This is a genomic window from Marinicella marina (assembly GCF_030065545.1).
Classification (GTDB): Bacteria; Pseudomonadota; Gammaproteobacteria; order Xanthomonadales; family Marinicellaceae; genus Marinicella; species Marinicella marina.
Window position 1 is genome coordinate 105,698 of record NZ_JASJNC010000010.1, and the last position, 18,356, is coordinate 124,053.

The window sequence follows — 18,356 nt, forward strand, 5'->3', positions numbered from 1 at the left end:
CAGACAACCAGTTGATAAAGGAGAAATTAACAATGAAATGTACGCTGTTTTGTTTTCTGTTCATGTTATGCCCTTTTGCGATGGCTGAAATCACTCCAGCTGATGGTTTGTGGACCACTGAGGATGACCCCGCCATTGGCAGCGGCTTGATGTTGACCACCCAAAACGGTACCACATTGATCAGTGTCTTTACCTATGATGATACCGGGCAAAATGTTTGGTACATTGGTTCGGGTGTGGTTGATGAGGCGGGTGTGTTAGAAGTAGAACTGCGTCAAACAGAAAATGGCCAAAACCTGTTGTTAGAAAATCCACAATCTGCATCATTTCTTGCCACTGAAAAACGGTTAAGATTGGTTTTTACAGGCAGCCAATTAGCCACAATGGAAATCGATGGGTCCGAACCCAAACTGATTCGATCCAATCATTTTGGTATCAGTGCCAGCAACAGCGTGCCTAACCCAATTGGCAAATGGGTGATAGCCAGTGCAGAAAATAATTCATCTTATGTGTTGGATATTGAACCTGGAGTCACTGTGTCACCGGGTATCCGACCACCAGCCTTTCCCGTTAACTATCAAAGCATTCACCCACAAACTTCAGGTTGGGGAATTTATTGTGTGGACGTCAGCAGTAACCTTTCGGGCAATAATTATTGTGTGTTTTCTCCAGATCAGGCCAGTGATTTGAATGATTTGATTGTATTTGACAATGATTTAGGGGCCAAACAAATGCAACTAACACGAAATTTTTCAGATGGTAGTGCCAGCCAAGTCTACCAGGCTTTTCGCCTCAGTGATGACCGTCGATTGTTGCCTAACGATGGTCACTGGCGACCAGCCGATGACCCTGAAAACGGCAGTGGTTTGGTGCTGCGTACTCAAGGTGATTACACTGTTGTTGTGGTTTATAGCTATGACGAACAGGGTAAGCCGAAGTGGCAGAATGCGGCGGGTCAGTTCGATGAAAACGGTCGAATGGTTGCCGAGCTGGTTTCGCCCAATGACGGCACAGCGATTGAAAGCGAAACACCGCAAAGTGCTGCTTTTGAGGGGCAACCTCAAACGCTGGAAATTCAACTTGAGGGCTTGGAGTTGGCGACATTCAGTATTGATGGGTCTGAGCCCAAGTACATGCAGAACTATAATTTTGGTGGTGATAACAATGCCACCGAACATTTCGAAGTCAATGGAGAGCCTTTTCAATTTCCCTACCCAAGAACTCATGGGGTTTTAGTTAACCAAAATACAGCTTTCACGGGTTCTCAAGTGTTCTCTCTGGCTGATTCAAGGGCTGTCATTTCGCCAATACCACCGACTTTCCCTTTCTTATTATATTCGGCTACTTTGGAAGACAGTTTCATATCAGCCATTGAGTATTTTACCTTCAATTGTGAAACTGTGATATTCGAAGAATTGATTTCACCAGATTGTTATGGCCAGATGACTGATTTGGGCCAAGAAAAATTCACCAAGGTATATTTCGAAGATTTAGGTGTGAATCAATTTCGCATGTATTTCGATGCGGATGAGGCACCGGACAGGAATGCAAACTTTTTACAGATGTTTATGCTGCAATGAAAAAAATCTTCTGCATTGGGCTATTTTTGATAAGCGTCCTTCTACAAGCTCAAACACGCCCAGCCGATGGCCTTTGGACCACTGAAGATGACCCGGCGATTGGCAGTGGCTTGATGTTGACCACTCAAAATGGTGTCACGTTGATCAGTGTCTTTTCCTATGATGATAGCGGGCAGAATGTTTGGTACATTGGCTCGGGTGTGGTTGATGAGGCGGGTGTGTTAGAGGTAGAACTAAGTCAAACAGAAAACGGCCAGAATCTGCTGCTAGATAATCCACAAGCGGCATTCTTTGCAAATGAGACCAGCAGTTTAAGGCTTGAGTTTCAAGGCAGTCAATTGGCGACCATGCAGATTGATGAATCAGAACAAAAAAACATTCAGGCAAACCATTTTGGCACAACTTCTACATTTGATTTTCCAGATTTAACCGGTAAGTGGGTGTTAGCAAATAAAAATATTGGTGATTCATATTTGTTGAATTTTGGTGAAGCTCAATTAAACCCAGGCAGTATTGGTGCTTTGCCTTTTTTAGATGTCAGTTTTGTTAGCAGTCACCCAAGCACTCAAAACTGGCAAATGGAATGTGTCGTTATTAGTGATCAATCAAGTCCCTCTTCATGCAAGTTAGTTAATACAATTGAAGATATACAAGACTTATTTGTCAGTGCCTCTGACATAGGAACAAATGTTTTGACTTTAAAATCATTTGGTGGTGAACCAAAATACCAAGCTTTTCGCCTCAAAAATGATCGTCGCTTGCAACCCAATGACGGTCATTGGCGGCCAGCCGATGACCCTAAAAACGGCAGTGGTTTGGTGCTGCGTACGCAGGGAGAATACACCGTGGTTATTATTTACAGCTACGATGAAAATGGCAAGCCGAAGTGGCAAAACGCGGCGGGTCAGTTTGATGAAAACGGGCTGATGGTTGCCGAGTTGGTTTCGCCCAATAACGGCACAGCGATTGAAAGTGAGACGCCACAAAGTGCTGCTTTTGAAGGGCAGCCTCAAACGCTGGAAATTCAACTTGAGGGCTTGGAGTTGGCGACGTTCAGTATAGATGGTTCAGAACCGAAGTATATGCAGAACTATAATTTTGGGGTGGAATTGTTTGAAACAAAAATTTTTCAACCTACGCTTAAACCTTATGCATTTCCTGCCCAATTTGGTCAGTGGGTTCTGGTGGATACTGAGAGATCAATTTCATCAGTTTGGAATATCTTTGCTGATTACCCTAATGGATGTCAGAGTCCGCCCAATCCTATGTATTTTGATTCTGTTGTCTATTCTAATGGTTTTTCTTGTTCTCCCCGGCCTGAACCAATATTTGAAAATCAATATTTTAATGTTTCGATAAATTGTATTAAAAGCTTCGTTCCAGTACCTGGTCTGGTATATCCAGATTATGACTTTTGCTATGGAACTAGTTTTTCAGCAAATGAAAATGAAAGAAACCTGAAAATCAATTTTTCTGACATGGGTTTTAAAAAGTTTAGATTTTATACTGGCACAACAGATGACTCAATTTCATATTTTGACTCATTTTTTGATATTGACCGAAGCTCGCCAATGTTTCAATTGTTTAGATTAGAGTGAGCTAGAATGACTTTAAGATAAAAATTCTTCAGACAGTTCGTCCAAAAATTGTCGGGTTTTCTCATCCAGGAATGGTGTGATCATTTGCAGGATGTGAAAAATACCATGTGACAGTTTCTTCTGTTCATCGAAACTGTCATCAAAAATAGCCACTGAATAGTTCAGCCAGAAGGTTGAGGTCAGGGCAATCTGGTCAGCCAGATTGGCAGTGGTTCGCTGGTCTGCTTTGATGATGCCTTCAGTCCGCAGCTGTTCCAGTATGCGCAAAGCCGTTTGTGACTTCATCGCCAGGATATGACGAAAATGCCTTTTGAGAAACTCAATCCGATTCATCAACTGAATTAAATTTCGGTAGAGGAAGCGGTATTCAACAATCACTTCAAACACCATGTTGAGGTACAGCCACATGTCCTTCATCGACGCATGGTTCAACTCAGAAGATTCTAAGACTGATTTGATTTTGGCCTCATATTGCAGAAAAATCTGCCAGATGATGTCGTCTTTGCTTTTGTAGTGGTAGTAGAGGTTACCCGGACTGATGTCCATCTCATCAGCAATGTGATTGGTGGTTACATTGGGCTCTCCTTCCTCGTTGAAGAGGACCAATGCGGTGGCCAGTATACGTTCCTTGGTTTTCATTGTTTATTGAATGAAACCCAATCAAGCAGACAGTTTATTAACTAGGTCGATGTATTGTTGTTTTGCTTCTTCGCTGTCAGTGCCTTTTACTTTTTCCCAAGCTTCGTATTTAGCGGCGCCAACAAAATCAAAAAAACCTGGTTTATCACCTTGAACATCACCCACTGAACCCTGTTTATATAGCGCATAAAGCTTTAACATGGTAGCGTCATCGGGTCGTTGGCTTAATTTTTTTACGTCTATCTGTGCATTCTCAAATGCATCATTTAATTCAGTCATGGTATGATAATCAAAAAATTGAATACTCATTATTTGACACGATTTTTATAAATCGGTCAATCAAAACACGGGAGAAAATTAATGTCATATTTCATTACGGGTGCCACAGGCTTTCTGGGTAGACACTTGTTAGAGAAACTTTTTGCACGCACGGGTCACATTTACCTGTTGGTTCGCTCAGGTTCTAAAACCAAATTGAAGAAAATGTTAGAAGAGATGGATGCGCCGATGAAGCGCATCGATATGATCACTGGTGACTTGACTAAAAACAGTTTGGGTGTGAGTAAAAAGAACAGAGACATGATGAAAGGCAAAATCAAGCACTTTTATCATTTGGCAGCGATATATGACATGAAAGCGGGTTTGGACGAGCAGATGGCAGCCAATGTGGATGGTACTTCGCATGCGGTACATCTGGCTGAAGCCATCAATGCCAAATGCTTCCATCACGTTTCTTCAATTGCCGCTGCTGGTATGTATCCTGGGGTATTCAGAGAGGACATGTTTGAGGAGGCAGAGGAATTGGATCATCCTTACTTCAAAACCAAGCACGAATCAGAAGGCGTGGTCAGGCACACATGTCAGATTCCATACCGAATTTATCGTCCGGCGATGGTGTTGGGTCATTCTAAAACCGGAGAAATTGATAAGATTGATGGGCCGTACTATTTTTTCAAACTCATCCAAAAAATGCGTAATGTTTTTCCAAAATGGATGCCGATGATGGGTGTTGAAGGTGGGCGGTTAAATATGGTGCCGGTAGATTATGTGGTTGATGTGTTGGATCACATTTCGCATCAGAAAGGTTTAGACGGTGGCTGCTTTCATATCACCGATTCAAATCCCAAGCGCATCGGTAATGTATTGAATATTTTTGCGGAAGCAGCTAATGCGCCGCAGATGAACATGCGTGTGGATGCAAGAATTTTTAATTTTATTCCAGGTGCTGTGAAACAAGGATTGATGATGCTGTCACCGGTTAAGCGCATTCGCTCACAAGTATTTAAAGATTTGGGAATTCCACCAGGCATCCTGACATTCATCAATTATCCAACTCGATTTGATGACCGTGAAACACAAAAAGCCCTGAAAGGGTCAGGTATTAAATTACCTAAGCTGAAGAAATACGCTTGGCGTTTGTGGGATTATTGGGAGAGAAATCTGGATCCGGACTTGTTCATAGACAAGTCCCTCACAGGACGCGTTAAAGACAAACGCGTCATGGTCACTGGTGCCACTTCTGGCATTGGTTTGGCTGTGGCTGAAATGTTGGCTGATGCTGGTGCCCATTTGATTATTGTGGCTCGTGGACAAGAAAAATTAGATGAAACTGCCAAAGCCTTGAAAAAGCGGGGCGCAAAAGTGTCTTCTTACACCGCGGACATAGCCAATGAAAAATCGGCCAACAAGCTGGTTAAGGAAGTGCTCAAAGATTTAGGCGGTGTGGATATATTAGTGAATAATGCTGGACGCTCAATCCGTCGCTCAATCGCTTTATCATACGATCGTTTTCATGATTTCGAACGCACCATGGATTTGAATTACTTTGGTTCATTGCGCCTGATTATGGGCTTTTTGCCTGGAATGAGTGAGCGAAGATCCGGACATGTGATTAACATCTCATCGATTGGGGTACTGACCAATGCGCCAAGATTTTCTGCTTATGTGGCTTCAAAAGCAGCATTGGATGCATTTTCTCGATGTGCTGCGGCTGAGTATAATGACCTCAATGTGGCGTTCACCACCATTAATATGCCGTTGGTAAGAACCCCTATGATTGCGCCAACAAAAATGTACAACAACGTGCCGACCATTTCACCTGAAGAGTCAGCGCTTTTCATCAAAGATGCCATCATCAGACGTCCGCAAAGGGTCGCTACACGTTTGGGTATTTTTGCCCAAGTAATGCATGCGGTGGCGCCAAAATCAATGGAAGTGATGATGAACACGGCTTTCAATATGTTCCCGGATTCGGCAGCAGCCAGAGGTGAAAAAGGTGGCGCACCAAGAGAGGTGTCACCAGAGCAGATGGCGTTTGCCAGTTTGATGCGTGGTGTCCACTGGTAACAACAAAAGTTTGAAATAGAATCTGTAAAGTTAATCGCTGGTTTTCTTTACAGATTTTTTCTTTCAGTGTCTATACAATACACAGCAATTGAGTGTGCGATAAATAGGAGTATGTTGAGTGTTTGAAATTGTCAGTAGCGGCGGTGTGGTGATGATCTTTTTGTTGGTCTTAATGGCCTTGGCCATGATGATTGTTGGCGAAAGGTTTTGGTCGCTGCGAGATAAGGAAATCATTCCCAAAGAATTGCCGGCTCAAGTCATAGACTGGTCAAAGAAGAAGCATTTAGATCATAAACACATCGATCAATTGGCCGCCACCTCACCTTTGGGTCATTTGATGGCGGTGGCATTGCGCAAGCGCGATGAAACCAGAGAGCAAATCATAGAAGCCGTTGAGGATGCTGGTCGCCATTTATCACACCAGTTAGAAAAGCCACTCAATTGGCTCCATGCCATTGGTGAAGTGGCACCCTTGTTGGGGCTGTTGGGGACCGTCATAGGTATGATGAAGGTGTTTGCTAACATCATGGAATTTGGGGTTGGTAATGCCAACCAACTGGCTGGCGGTATATCACAAGCTTTAACCACCACAGCTGCTGGCCTCATAGTGGCTATCCCAGCAGTGCTGTTTTATCGTCACTTTAAGAACAAAATATCTGACCAAACCATTGTTATGGAACAACAAGTGATGCAACTCATTGATTCAATCAGCCAAGAGAAGTCATGAAATTCAGTGCCTCAGAGACCACAGGCAACAACAAACTCAATCTGACGCCATTGATTGATGTGGTGTTCTTGTTGTTGATTTTTTTTATGGTCTCAACCACCTTCGAAAAACAAGCCAAACTTAAAATTGAATTGCCCGAGGCGAGCAACCAGCCCAGCGTGTCAGAACAACAAGACTTGGTGATCTCTATCAGTGAAAAGGGGGTGTTCTTCGTGAACAACAACGAACTGGTCAATGCACAAAGCCAATCGTTGAAAAATGCCTTGCAAAATATAGTTGCTGATGTCCGAGACATGCCAGTAATCATTCGTGCTGATGCCAATGTGGCACATAAACATGTGGTGATGGCGATGGACGTGCTCGGCACCATGGGATTCAGCAAAGTTTCGATGGCAACAACCCAACCCAAATCAAACCCATAAGTTGCCATGAAGCAGCCTAAAATGCGTCCGCAAAGAAATCCCAACAGTGATTTAACTTATTGGGGCTTGATGAAATACGTCAAACCTTACCGGTTGATTTTCATCATTGCCATATTAGGTGCGGCGATAGATGCAGGTACCCGGGCGTTCTTCATGGCTGCATTATCACCCATATTAGAAAATGCCTTTTCCAAGCAGGATCCGCTGTGGATTAAGTATCTGCCGCTGTTTGTGGTGGCTATCTTTTTGGTGCGCTCATTTGGCAGTTTTTTGTCCTCCTATGGTTTCACCTGGGTGGGACGAAAAATAGTCAATGACTTGAGGCGCAAAGTGTTTCAGAAATATTTAGTCTTGCCGCAAAAGTTTTACGATGAACATTCCGCCGGTGGCTTGATTTCAAGAATTACCTTTGATATCGAACAAATGGCCAATGGTGTGTCTAAGAATTTTGTCATGATCATCAGGGAGCTGTTGAGTATCGTTGGTTATTTAGGCGTGATGTTCTGGTATTCATGGCAGTTGGCTTTGATAACCTTGGTGGTTTTCCCCTTGATTGCTCTGATCATTCGTCTCATCAACAAAAGATTCCGTAAGATTGGTCATGGCATCCAGGATTCAATTGCTGACATCACGCAAACCGTCGAGGAAGTGGTCAAGGGTCATAAGATTGTTAAAATTTATGATGGCCACGAAAAAGAAACCACCCAATTTAATAAAGACACCAAACGCAACCGCCAATTACAAGTCAAGATAGTAGCGACCCAAGAAGTGATGTCTTCGGTGAATTTGATGTTAGTGGCTTTCACTTTGGCATTGATCATGTATTTGGCTGCTAAATCTGGCATGAGCACCGAAGATTTTATGTCATTTTTATTGCCCATGCTGGCGCTGCTACCTACTATTAAAAACTTATCCGCTGTTTTCTCAACCATCCAAACCACCATGGCTGCGGCTGACAGTGTCATGATGGTGTTGAATGAGGGGGCAGAAAAAGATGGGGGCAGTAAGCAGCTTCAGGCGGGAACAATGGCGTTGTCATTCAATCATGTGGATTTCTCTTATGCCGATGAAACGACAGCTTTAACAGACATCAATTTAGACATTGAGTCCGGTATGAGTGTGGCATTTGTTGGCGCTTCTGGCGGTGGAAAAAGCACATTGGTGAATCTGGTGCCCCGGTTTTATGATGTTTCAGCTGGTGAGATTCTGATCAATGGTGAAGACATCAAACAATTCAGTTTACCCAGTTTGCGATCGCAGATTGCTTTGGTCTCTCAAGATGTGGTGTTGTTTAATGATTCGGTGCGCAACAACATTGCTTATGGGTCGCAACAGTCCTGTGATGATGAAGCTATCAGGCAGGCGGCAGAAAAGGCCAATGCACTGTCGTTCATTGAGCAGTTGCCTGATGGCTTTGATACCCAGTTGGGTGATAATGGCACGCGATTATCTGGAGGACAAAGGCAGCGCATAGCCATTGCACGGGCGATCCTGAAAGACGCGCCGATTTTGATCCTGGACGAGGCCACTTCGGCATTGGACACGGAATCAGAAAAACACATCCAAAATGCACTGGAACAACTGATGGCGGATCGCACCACTTTGGTCATTGCTCATCGACTTTCCACCATAGAAAATGTAGACAAAGTGGTGGTTTTGGATCAGGGCAGGGTGGCCCAAATCGGTACCCATGAAGCGCTGATCCAGCAGTCAGGTATTTACGCCAACCTACAAAGCAGCCAAAACAACCTCAGCATTGGGTCTAAGACACAGCATGAATGAAGATAAAATCAGGAAACGTTGGTATGGTGGTGCGGATGTTGGATTCTTTACTAAGTTAGCTGCAGCTGTGTTTGCAAAATTGGTGGCTTTTAGGAGAAAATTATATGCCATTGGTTTATTAAAAAGCCACAAGCTAAAAGTGCCGATTATAGTGGTGGGTAACATCACAGCCGGTGGCGGTGGCAAAACACCCTTGGTGATTTGGTTGGTTGAACAATTACAACAAGCCGGCTACAAACCGGGCATCATTTCCAGAGGTTATGGCGGTAAGCGCAAGGTGGAGCCGATGTTCGTGACGGCCAACGCCAACCCCGCAGCCACCGGTGATGAACCTTTGTTGATGGCGAAAAAAACCAAGCTGCCTGTGATGGTGGGTAAAGACCGCGTCAAAGCCGCTAAATCATTGATTCAAAACTATTCAGTCAACGTTATAGTTGCTGATGATGGCATGCAACATTACGCCATGCAAAGAGATGCTGAAATTGTCATGCTGGATGCCAAATGGCGCACCGGTAATCACTTGATGATACCAGCAGGCCCACTGCGAGAACCGTTGGAGCGATTGAATGAGGTGGATTTGGTGGTGTTTAAAGGTGTGGTGGAACAACAACATCATTATGAATTTACCATTGATCAAATTCATCAACTCAATCACCCCAGCGTGACCAAAGAAATCACTGAATTCAGAAACAAAAAGGTGGTGGCCATGGCTGGTATTGCCAACCCTGACAGTTTTTTCTCGATGTTATCGGCCGCTGGTATGGCCATCATTAAATACCCTTTACCCGATCACCACGACATCAAAGCCACTGATTTTGATCCACATAAAGACACCACAGTGTTGATCACTGAAAAAGATGCGGTCAAATGTGAGGACATGAAGTTGGATAATGTTTGGGTAGTAACCATGCGAGTTGTGGTGCCGGAAAAAACCCAAGCTGCGGTTAAGGATTTGATTCAAAAGGTGATGCAATGAGTGATTTTGAGTTTGTCGTGTGTATTCCTGCCAGGTATGCCTCCAGTCGCTTGCCCGGTAAACCACTGATCAAGCTGAAAGGCAAAGAGCTGATTTTGTGGGCCGTTGATGCGGCCAATCAACTGGGTGCCAGTGCTGTGGTAGTTGCCACAGATGATCAGCGCATTGCCAGTCTGGTTGAGTCACATGGTCATCATGTGGTGATGACCCGCAAAGACCACCAAACTGGTACTGACAGATTGGCGGAATGTGCGGCCATCATGGGCTGGAGTGATGAAACCTGGGTGCTCAATTATCAAGGCGATGAACCTGATGTGCCACAGGCCAATGTACAACAAGTCATTGATGTGGTGAAAAAACACCCCAATGCCAGTATCGGCACCTTGTACCAGAGCATCAACTCAGTGGCTGATTTATTCAGCCCAAATGTGGTCAAGTTAGTCACTGGCGCTGACGATCGTGCCCTTTATTTCAGTCGGGCGCCGATTCCATGGTCACAAAAGCAGTTCAATCAACCGATTGAAAACATCAGTCATTTGCCTGAGGGAGTGACATACAAACACCACATTGGTTTGTATATGTATAAAACCAGTTTCTTGCATCGCTTCACCCAATGGCCAGTTGGTCAAATGGAAAAAATTGAGTCATTGGAACAATTACGGGCCCTTGAGCACCATGAAATCATTGTTGCTGCTGCAGCTGTAAAACCCATGCCTCATGGTATAGATACCCCCGCTGATGTAGAAAGGTTCGAAAACAGTTAATGGAATCTAACTTATTTGTGTTTAACAGCCACATCGTGCGCATTAAAGGTTGTATATTGAACGACGGTTCAATAAAATTTCTGGCGTAATTTCAACGTCATTAAACTATGTTAACAACCCAACAAATCAGAGCGAAATTCATTGAGTTCTTTGAGCAGCAACAGCATCAGGCTGTTAAAAGCAGCTCACTCATTCCCGGCAACGACCCCACCTTGTTATTTGTGAATGCAGGCATGGTTCAATTTAAAGATGTTTTTCTGGGTGCTGAAAAACGCCAGTACACTCGAGCGACATCCTCACAACGTTGTGTTCGAGCTGGTGGCAAACACAATGACCTTGACCAAGTCGGTTATACCGCCAGACACCACACCTTTTTTGAAATGTTAGGTAACTTCAGCTTTGGTGATTACTTCAAACGTGAGGCCATCCAATATGCTTGGGACTTTTTGACCAAAGAGCTGAATTTACCGGTTGAGAAACTGTGGGTGACGGTGTTTGAGGAAGATGATGAGGCGGAACGTATTTGGCGCGATGAAATTGGTTTCCCAGCCGATAAAATATCTCGAATAGGCGCCAAAGATAATTTCTGGCAAATGGGTGACACTGGTCCCTGTGGCCCGTGTACTGAAATATTCTATGACCACGGTGAGGCCATTGAAGGAGGTCCGCCAGGTACGCCAGAGGAAGATGGCGATCGCTATATCGAAATATGGAATTTGGTCTTCATGCAATACGATAAACAGGCAGATGGTTCGCTGGTGCCTTTGCCGAACCCTTGTGTAGATACCGGTATGGGATTGGAGCGCATTGCCTCCATCATGCAAGGCAAGCACAATAATTACGACATCGATTTGTTCCAGCACCTGATTAAACGTGCGGCTGAATTAACCGGTGCTGCAGATTTGGGTGACCCATCATTGAAAGTGATTGCAGACCACATCAGGACTTGTGCTTTTTTGATAGCTGATGGTGTCATGCCATCGAATGAAGGGCGGGGTTATGTATTAAGGCGCATCATTCGACGGGCTGCCAGGCATGGTCATAAATTGGGCGCTCAAGGCTTGTTTTTTTATCAAATGGTCGAGCCATTGAAGGCAGTTATGGGTGAGGATTATCTTGAATTGATAGAACAACAAGCAAGCATTGAAAAAGCGTTGAAAAAAGAGGAACAAAAGTTTTCCGAGACCCTTGATATAGGCATGCAAGAATACAGAAAAGCCACGCAGAAGTTACCTCCTGGTGCTGATGTCAGTGGTGCTGTTGCTTTTAAATTGTATGATACTTTTGGTTTTCCCTTCGATTTAACCCAAGATGTGGCCCGTGAGGATGGACGGTTGGTCGACGAGGAGGCTTTCATTGCCAACATGCAAAGCCAAAAAGAACGTTCCAGATCGAGCAAACAATTTACCCAAAGTAATCAAATATCAGCTGATTTGATACAGGCGCTTAAACCCACTGTTTTCACTGGTTACCAGAGTTTTGCTGGTGACGCTAAAGTCAAAATGATACTGAAAGACAACCAAGCTGTTGATCATTTAAATGAGGGTGAGACTGGCGTGGTGGTTTTGGACCAGACGCCTTTCTATGCAGAATCAGGTGGGCAAGTTGGGGACATTGGACAGCTTAAGAACAGTCAGTTTTCTGCCAAAGTGACAGACACCCAAAAAGCAGCTGGACAATTTCACTTGCATCACATAACAGTTGAATCGGGGGTGTTGAATAACAGCACGCCAGTGCAGGCTGAAGTTGATGGCGAATATCGGCAAAAAGTTATATTGAATCATTCGGCCACGCATTTGTTGCATAAAATTTTACGCGCAGCGTTGGGTAATCATGTGCAACAAAAAGGTTCTTTGGTGAACGCTGATAAATTGCGTTTTGATTTTTCTCATGATCAGCCCATAACCCCAGAGGAACTGGCTGAAGTCGAACGCGAGGTGAATGAGGCAATCAGACAAAATTTTCACGCTCAAGATGTTGAAATGAGCTACGATCAAGCCATCGAGTATGGGGCAATGGCATTGTTCGGAGAAAAATACGGCGATCAAGTCCGAGTTATGGATTTTGGTGGTTTTTCTGTAGAGTTATGTGGTGGTACACATGTCAACAGCACCGGTGAAATTGGTTTATTCAAAATCATTGAAGAAACGGCAGTGGCCTCAGGTATTAGGCGTATTGAGGCAGTGACTGGAGATGCAGCCATTGCTTTGGTTCAAACCCAAGCTGCTCAGTTGAAAGCCCTCAGCCAAAGGTTCAATGTGCAACCAGCTAATCTGGATGCGGCTGTTGAAAGTTTGTTAAGTCAGAACAAGCAGCTAGAAAAATCATTGAATGATATTTTGAAAGCGCAAGCCAGTGAATCTTTGAGTGACATCAATCAATCAGTGGTTGAAGTTGATGGTGTCAATTACTTGCAACATGTCTTTAACAATTCCGATCTTGATGTGTTGCGAGACGCCATAGATGGTTTTAAAAGTCGCTTTGAACAAGGTGTGGTAGTTTTAGCCAACCTAACCAACGGCAAAGCCCAGGTATTGGTTGGTGTTACCAAAGCAATGACTCAGACAGTCAAGGCTGGAGATGTGATTAAACAAGTATTAGGACACATTGGCGGCAGGGGCGGCGGTAGACCTGATTTTGCTCAAGGTGGCGGTGAAGCAAATGAAGCTGAATTGACCAAGGCCATAGGCCAAACTTTAGAGGCTGTTCAAGTAAATTTGAAATAACACTTCTCATTTACTGGTAAATATAGTCTAATTTAAAAAGATGTGGGTTGTGTGTGTGACAGCTTGTGTCTTCAGTTCTACCCGAGGAACTGAACAATAACAAAAGGAGAATAATATGTTAATTTTAACCCGCAGAGTCGGTGAGACACTGATGATTGGGGACGACGTGACAGTTACCGTTTTAGGTATAAAAGGTAATCAAGTCAGAATCGGAATCAATGCACCAAAAGAAATTGCAGTGCACAGAGAAGAAATCTATGAACGCATCAAAAACGAACAAAGTGGTGATGCTGAACCAGCAATAGATGAAGATAACCTAGGCAACCAATAACAAAAGTTATTTTAAGGTTGCATTCAATAATTATTGAATTAAAATACTCGCCCTCAAGGATGTTTTAACTGAACCCATTGATGATAAGTATGGATGTGTTTGATACATTCAAACATAACAGTTCTAATTGTTGATTGGTTATTGTTTAGTAAAGTTTTTTTACATATCTTGAGATAATCCGGAGAGTTGGCCGAGCGGCTGAAGGCGCTCCCCTGCTAAGGGAGTATACGTTAATCGCGTATCGAGGGTTCGAATCCCTCACTCTCCGCCATTACAATTTGTGATGTTTTAATGTGTCACAAAATTGTGTAGAATTGTTGTTGACTTCGTCGCCGAAAAGCAACATAATTCGCAACCCTTGAGCGCCCGTAGCTCAGTTGGATCAGAGTACCTGGCTACGAACCAGGTGGTCGGAGGTTCGAATCCTTCCGGGCGCGCCATTTTTAGTTTGATTTGAAATGTCATGTTTTAATCAGACGCCCATTGAAATATGGGCAATAAACCTCATTTTATCGTTGAACTTGGCGGTTTTAGGTATTAAAATTCGCCAGCTTGATGAAATGAGTGAATATGTCGGGGTATAGCGCAGCCTGGTAGCGCAACTGCTTTGGGAGCAGTGGGTCGGGAGTTCGAATCTCTCTACCCCGACCATTTTACAGAAAACCGTTACGCGCCCGTAGCTCAACTGGATAGAGCATCGCCCTTCTAAGGCGAGGGTTGCACGTTCGAGTCGTGCCGGGCGTGCCAAACGGTCGACTATGGTGGCTGTAGTTCAGTTGGTAGAGCGCCAGATTGTGATTCTGGTTGTCGTGGGTTCGAGCCCCATCAGCCACCCCATATTCATTCCTCATCATTAATAATTATCATGCGAGAGTGGCGGAATTGGTAGACGCGCTGGTTTTAGGTACCAGTATCTTTTGATGTGAGAGTTCGAGTCTCTCCTTTCGCACCAAATATATGATGACAGAGTAATCTGTTTTTTTGCCATGTGAGGTTTGGATTTCACCGTACTTACAACCTCCTGCGCAATAATAAAAGTTGAATGAACCGTTTTAACCGTGACTTATTCACATCTGTGAATGAAGTTTGCGGTTTATTTCAGTTCTTATATTATGTTTTACATGTGGAGTTAAGATGCAAATCTCAATTGATCAATCTGAAGGTTTAGAACGTATAGTTAATGTTGCTTTGGAAGCAGACGATATTCAACCGCAAGTTGATAAAAAGTTAGTTGAACTTGGTAAAGAAGTTCGTTTGAAAGGGTTCAGACAAGGCCGCGTTCCTAAAAATATTTTACAACAAAGATTTGGTCAGCATGCCCGACAAGAAGTTTTGGGCCAATTGATGCAAGACTCTATCGAGAAAGCCATCAAGGACAATGAGCTGGAAATCATTGCCGCACCTGAAGTAACCAAAGCAGATGATACCGACAATGGTGGTTTCGAATTTCAAGCAAAAGTTGAATTGATGCCAGAAGTTCCAGCCATTGAGTTGGACCAGTTAAAGGTAGAAAAAATCAAAGCTGAAGTCACAGATAAAGACATTGATGGCATGATTAAAAACCTACAGAAACAAAAGCAAGATTGGAAAGAAAGTAAAGGTAAAATTGCTAATAAAGATTTAGTGACCATCGAATACAGTGCCAAAGGCAAAGAGGTCACTTACCCTAATGAAGGAACTGAAAAAATGGGTATTTTATTAGGCGAAAGCAAAATTCCTGATGCATTGAAAGATGCGGTCGTTGGCCTGAAAGCCAAAGAGTCTGCTGAGCTTGAATTGGAATTTCCAGAAGATTTTAATGTGGCTGATTTGGCTGGTAAAAAAGCCAAAATGAGTTTCGAAGTCACTGACGTTCGCAAAGCCAAACTGCCTAAAGTTGATGAGGAATTCATCAAATCTTTTGGTATTGAAAGCGGTGAAGAAGAAGACTTCAGGAATGACATCAGGAAAAATTTAGAGCGTGAGTTGACTCAAACTGTAAACAACTCTTTTAAAACCAATGCTTTAAAAGAACTGCGTGATGCTTGTAAAGACACTTTGTTGCCTGAATCAATGGTCACCAAAGAGAGCCAGCATATGGCTCAACAAGAACAACAACGTGCCAAGCAAATGGGTCAAGAAGATGCGCCATTGCGTGATGCGGCTGATTTTGTTGATGCGGCCAAAGACCGCATTTTGAACACGTTAATCATCCAAGACATCGCGAAGAAAGAAGACATCAAAACTGACTTTGCTAAGGTTCGTGAACAAATCAATGAAATTGCACAAACATTTGAACAACCACAAGAGGTGGTTCAAATGTACTACCAAAACCAAGAACTGATGGCCAGCATTGAACAGAGTGTGATTGAGTCTCAAGTGATGGAATGGGTTGAATCAAAAGTGCAATTGAAAGAAAAGAAAAAGTCATTTGATGATCTGATGAAACCAGCGGCTTAATCCTATGAAAAATATCGAAGAAGCAATGAATTTAGTCCCAATGGTTATCGAAAGAACCGCTCGCGGAGAGCGTTCATTTGATATTTATTCAAGACTGCTGAAAGAGCGCATCATTTTTATGGTTGGCCAGGTCGAAGATCACATGGCTAACTTGGTGGTGGCTCAATTGTTATTCTTAGAGGCCGAAAATCCAGACAAAGACATCAGTTTGTACATCAACAGCCCTGGTGGGGTCATTACCGCAGGTATGTCAATATACGATACCATGCAATTCATCAAGCCTGACGTCAGCACCATGTGTATTGGTCAAGCTGCCAGTATGGGCGCTTTTTTGTTGAATGCTGGTGCGCCAGGTAAGCGTTTTGCACTACCGAATTCTAGGGTGATGATTCACCAACCCTCAGGCGGATTTCAAGGCCAAGCGTCTGATATTGATATCCAGGCTCGTGAAATTCTGAAGATCAAACAAAAAATGAATGAGCTGATGGCAAAACATTCAGGTCAATCAGTTGATAAAATCAAAGAAGACACCAACCGCGATCACTTCCTCAGTGCTGATGAAGCCAAAGACTACGGCTTGATTGATCAAGTTGTAGACGCCAGATAACATCACAAATCACGTCATATGAGCTGTTATCATCCTTGAATAACAGCTCATTATCCTTATATAGTCCAAGACAATACAAAATTAGTGGTTACGCTATAGGCATAGCTATACAATTTTTGTATGATATCTCTATTACAACTTGAAAAGAATTTTACTAAATGAGTGAAACCAAAAGCTTAGAAGAAGTTAAACATTGCAGTTTCTGCGGCAAAAGCCAGCAAGAAGTCACCAAATTAATCGCTGGTCCCAGCGTGTTTATTTGTGATGAGTGCGTTGACTTGTGTAATGAAATCATTCGCGATGAAATGGAAGACAGCTTGTCAGAAAGTCTGGAAGATTTGCCGACTCCTAAAAGAATACATGAATTATTGAATGAATATGTGATCGGCCAAGAAACAGCTAAGAAAGTACTGGCTGTAGCTGTTTACAACCACTACAAACGCATTCGCTCCAACCACGCTGAAGCTGAAGAGGTTGAACTTTCAAAATCAAACATATTATTGGTTGGTCCTACAGGGTCGGGCAAAACATTATTGGCCGAAACATTGGCTCGAATTTTGAATGTGCCTTTTACCATAGCTGATGCAACCACGCTGACCGAAGCCGGTTATGTCGGTGAAGATGTGGAAAACATCATTCAAAAGTTGTTACAGAATTGCGATTATGATGTGGATAAAGCTGAATCAGGCATCATTTATATCGATGAAATCGATAAGGTCTCGCGTAAATCTGAGAACCCATCCATCACCCGTGATGTATCAGGAGAGGGTGTGCAACAAGCCTTGTTGAAACTGATTGAGGGCACTGTTGCTTCAATCCCACCTCAAGGTGGCCGTAAGCACCCACAACAAGAATTTCTACAGGTTAATACCAAAAACATCTTATTTATATGTGGCGGTGCATTCTCAGGTTTAGAAAAAATCATTCAAGAGCGTTCAGTCAAAACCGGTATTGGTTTCTCTGCTGAAGTTTCATCAAAAATTGAAAGCGAAGCTGAGTTGGCGATATTCAAAGGTCTGGAATCAGATGATTTAGTTAAGTATGGTTTGATTCCTGAATTTGTTGGCCGTTTGCCTGTATCTGCCACTTTAGAACGATTGGATGAAAATGCCCTGATCAGAATTCTGAAAGAGCCTAAAAACGCCATTTCTAAACAGTTCATGCGTTTATTTGATATGGAAAGTGTGGAGTTAGAAATCAGAGAAGATGCATACGATGCCATCGCGAAATTGGCATTAGCAAGAAAAACAGGAGCGCGAGGTCTGCGTACCATCATGGAGTCGGCATTACTGGACATCATGTATGAATTACCCGATCAAGAAAACATTGAAAAAGTCGTTATCGATCGTGCAGTGATTGAAGATGGCAATAAACCCTATTTAGTTTATGGCAAGATTGCCAACCAACAGACTGAGTAAA

At 43.3% G+C, this 18,356-nt stretch carries 15 protein-coding genes and 6 tRNA genes; 19 read left to right on the plus strand and 2 right to left on the minus strand.

Features of this window, described 5'->3' with window-relative positions; all coding sequences use genetic code 11:
* Positions 1–32: 32 nt before the first annotated feature.
* Both QNI24_RS14440 and QNI24_RS14445 read left to right on the plus strand, forming a co-directional pair.
* Entirely contained in the window at positions 33–1,580 is a 1,548-nt protein-coding gene (locus QNI24_RS14440) for a hypothetical protein (RefSeq protein WP_267177211.1), read from the plus strand.
* Complete coding sequence (locus QNI24_RS14445; RefSeq protein WP_267177210.1) at positions 1,577–3,178, plus strand: hypothetical protein; 1,602 nt, start codon at positions 1,577–1,579, stop codon at positions 3,176–3,178. Before QNI24_RS14440 ends, QNI24_RS14445 begins: the two co-directional genes overlap by 4 nt.
* A 12-nt stretch (positions 3,179–3,190) precedes the next feature.
* Here the strand turns inward: QNI24_RS14445 and QNI24_RS14450 are convergent, their stop codons facing one another.
* Together QNI24_RS14450 and QNI24_RS14455 are read right to left on the minus strand one after the other, a co-directional pair.
* Positions 3,191–3,817: a TetR/AcrR family transcriptional regulator gene (locus QNI24_RS14450; protein WP_267177209.1), complete on the minus strand. Its 627-nt coding sequence runs from the start codon at positions 3,815–3,817 to the stop codon at positions 3,191–3,193.
* A 21-nt stretch (positions 3,818–3,838) separates the two neighbouring features.
* Positions 3,839–4,096, minus strand: coding sequence for an acyl-CoA-binding protein (locus QNI24_RS14455; protein WP_267177208.1), 258 nt, complete (start codon positions 4,094–4,096; stop codon positions 3,839–3,841).
* 81 nt (positions 4,097–4,177) lie between these two features.
* Between QNI24_RS14455 and QNI24_RS14460 the strand changes: the two genes are divergently transcribed.
* The 17 genes from QNI24_RS14460 to clpX all read left to right on the plus strand — a co-directional run bounded on the left by QNI24_RS14460 (position 4,178) and on the right by clpX (position 18,355).
* Positions 4,178–6,163, plus strand: coding sequence for an SDR family oxidoreductase (locus QNI24_RS14460; protein ID WP_267177207.1), 1,986 nt, complete (start codon positions 4,178–4,180; stop codon positions 6,161–6,163).
* Between the two features lie 118 nt (positions 6,164–6,281).
* Entirely contained in the window at positions 6,282–6,890 is a 609-nt protein-coding gene (locus tag QNI24_RS14465) for a MotA/TolQ/ExbB proton channel family protein (protein WP_267177206.1), read from the plus strand.
* A complete protein-coding gene (locus QNI24_RS14470) occupies positions 6,887–7,312 on the plus strand; it encodes an ExbD/TolR family protein (protein ID WP_267177205.1) in 426 nt (141 codons plus the stop codon). Before QNI24_RS14465 ends, QNI24_RS14470 begins: the two co-directional genes overlap by 4 nt.
* A 6-nt stretch (positions 7,313–7,318) precedes the next feature.
* Positions 7,319–9,094 carry a lipid A export permease/ATP-binding protein MsbA gene (gene msbA, locus QNI24_RS14475; protein WP_267177204.1) on the plus strand — a complete coding sequence of 592 codons (1,776 nt, stop codon included), beginning with the start codon at positions 7,319–7,321 and terminating at the stop codon, positions 9,092–9,094.
* Complete coding sequence (lpxK, locus tag QNI24_RS14480) at positions 9,087–10,070, plus strand: tetraacyldisaccharide 4'-kinase (protein ID WP_267177203.1); 984 nt, start codon at positions 9,087–9,089, stop codon at positions 10,068–10,070. Before msbA ends, lpxK begins: the two co-directional genes overlap by 8 nt.
* Positions 10,067–10,834 (plus strand): 3-deoxy-manno-octulosonate cytidylyltransferase, encoded by a 768-nt coding sequence (gene kdsB / locus QNI24_RS14485; protein WP_267177202.1) that lies wholly within the window; start codon positions 10,067–10,069, stop codon positions 10,832–10,834. Before lpxK ends, kdsB begins: the two co-directional genes overlap by 4 nt.
* 107 nt (positions 10,835–10,941) lie before the next feature.
* Positions 10,942–13,560 (plus strand): alanine--tRNA ligase, encoded by a 2,619-nt coding sequence (gene alaS / locus QNI24_RS14490; protein WP_267177201.1) that lies wholly within the window; start codon positions 10,942–10,944, stop codon positions 13,558–13,560.
* Positions 13,561–13,675: 115 nt separating this feature from the next.
* Positions 13,676–13,891 carry a carbon storage regulator CsrA gene (gene csrA / locus QNI24_RS14495; protein WP_267177200.1) on the plus strand — a complete coding sequence of 72 codons (216 nt, stop codon included), beginning with the start codon at positions 13,676–13,678 and terminating at the stop codon, positions 13,889–13,891.
* 180 nt (positions 13,892–14,071) lie between these two features.
* Positions 14,072–14,162: transfer RNA gene (locus QNI24_RS14500), tRNA-Ser, on the plus strand.
* A 91-nt stretch (positions 14,163–14,253) separates the two neighbouring features.
* Positions 14,254–14,331 (plus strand) — tRNA-Arg (locus tag QNI24_RS14505).
* 134 nt (positions 14,332–14,465) lie between these two features.
* Positions 14,466–14,542, plus strand: a tRNA-Pro gene (locus QNI24_RS14510).
* Positions 14,543–14,561: 19 nt separating this feature from the next.
* Positions 14,562–14,638, plus strand: a tRNA-Arg gene (locus QNI24_RS14515).
* 14 nt (positions 14,639–14,652) lie between these two features.
* Positions 14,653–14,728: transfer RNA gene (locus QNI24_RS14520), tRNA-His, on the plus strand.
* Positions 14,729–14,758: 30 nt separating this feature from the next.
* Positions 14,759–14,843 (plus strand) — tRNA-Leu (locus QNI24_RS14525).
* A 182-nt stretch (positions 14,844–15,025) separates the two neighbouring features.
* Positions 15,026–16,330, plus strand: coding sequence for a trigger factor (tig, locus tag QNI24_RS14530; RefSeq protein ID WP_267177199.1), 1,305 nt, complete (start codon positions 15,026–15,028; stop codon positions 16,328–16,330).
* 4 nt (positions 16,331–16,334) lie between these two features.
* A complete protein-coding gene (gene clpP / locus QNI24_RS14535) occupies positions 16,335–16,937 on the plus strand; it encodes an ATP-dependent Clp endopeptidase proteolytic subunit ClpP (protein ID WP_283708753.1) in 603 nt (200 codons plus the stop codon).
* 158 nt (positions 16,938–17,095) lie between these two features.
* Positions 17,096–18,355, plus strand: a complete 1,260-nt coding sequence (clpX, locus tag QNI24_RS14540; protein ID WP_267177198.1) for an ATP-dependent Clp protease ATP-binding subunit ClpX — start codon at positions 17,096–17,098, stop codon at positions 18,353–18,355.
* Position 18,356: the final 1 nt, after the last annotated feature.

Excerpts from the sequence above, each read along its gene's own strand:
- csrA (WP_267177200.1), top strand. The coding sequence starts at position 13,676 with ATGTTAATTTTAACCCGCAGAGTCGGTGAGACACTGATGATTGGGGAC.
- QNI24_RS14470 (WP_267177205.1), top strand. The coding sequence starts at position 6,887 with ATGAAATTCAGTGCCTCAGAGACCACAGGCAACAACAAACTCAATCTG.
- tig (WP_267177199.1), top strand. The coding sequence starts at position 15,026 with ATGCAAATCTCAATTGATCAATCTGAAGGTTTAGAACGTATAGTTAAT.
- QNI24_RS14445 (WP_267177210.1), top strand. The coding sequence starts at position 1,577 with ATGAAAAAAATCTTCTGCATTGGGCTATTTTTGATAAGCGTCCTTCTA.
- QNI24_RS14460 (WP_267177207.1), top strand. The coding sequence starts at position 4,178 with ATGTCATATTTCATTACGGGTGCCACAGGCTTTCTGGGTAGACACTTG.
- alaS (WP_267177201.1), top strand. The coding sequence starts at position 10,942 with ATGTTAACAACCCAACAAATCAGAGCGAAATTCATTGAGTTCTTTGAG.
- lpxK (WP_267177203.1), top strand. The coding sequence starts at position 9,087 with ATGAATGAAGATAAAATCAGGAAACGTTGGTATGGTGGTGCGGATGTT.
- msbA (WP_267177204.1), top strand. The coding sequence starts at position 7,319 with ATGAAGCAGCCTAAAATGCGTCCGCAAAGAAATCCCAACAGTGATTTA.
- clpX (WP_267177198.1), top strand. The coding sequence starts at position 17,096 with ATGAGTGAAACCAAAAGCTTAGAAGAAGTTAAACATTGCAGTTTCTGC.
- QNI24_RS14455 (WP_267177208.1), bottom strand. The coding sequence starts at position 4,096 with ATGACTGAATTAAATGATGCATTTGAGAATGCACAGATAGACGTAAAA.
- QNI24_RS14450 (WP_267177209.1), bottom strand. The coding sequence starts at position 3,817 with ATGAAAACCAAGGAACGTATACTGGCCACCGCATTGGTCCTCTTCAAC.
- kdsB (WP_267177202.1), top strand. The coding sequence starts at position 10,067 with ATGAGTGATTTTGAGTTTGTCGTGTGTATTCCTGCCAGGTATGCCTCC.
- QNI24_RS14440 (WP_267177211.1), top strand. The coding sequence starts at position 33 with ATGAAATGTACGCTGTTTTGTTTTCTGTTCATGTTATGCCCTTTTGCG.
- clpP (WP_283708753.1), top strand. The coding sequence starts at position 16,335 with ATGAAAAATATCGAAGAAGCAATGAATTTAGTCCCAATGGTTATCGAA.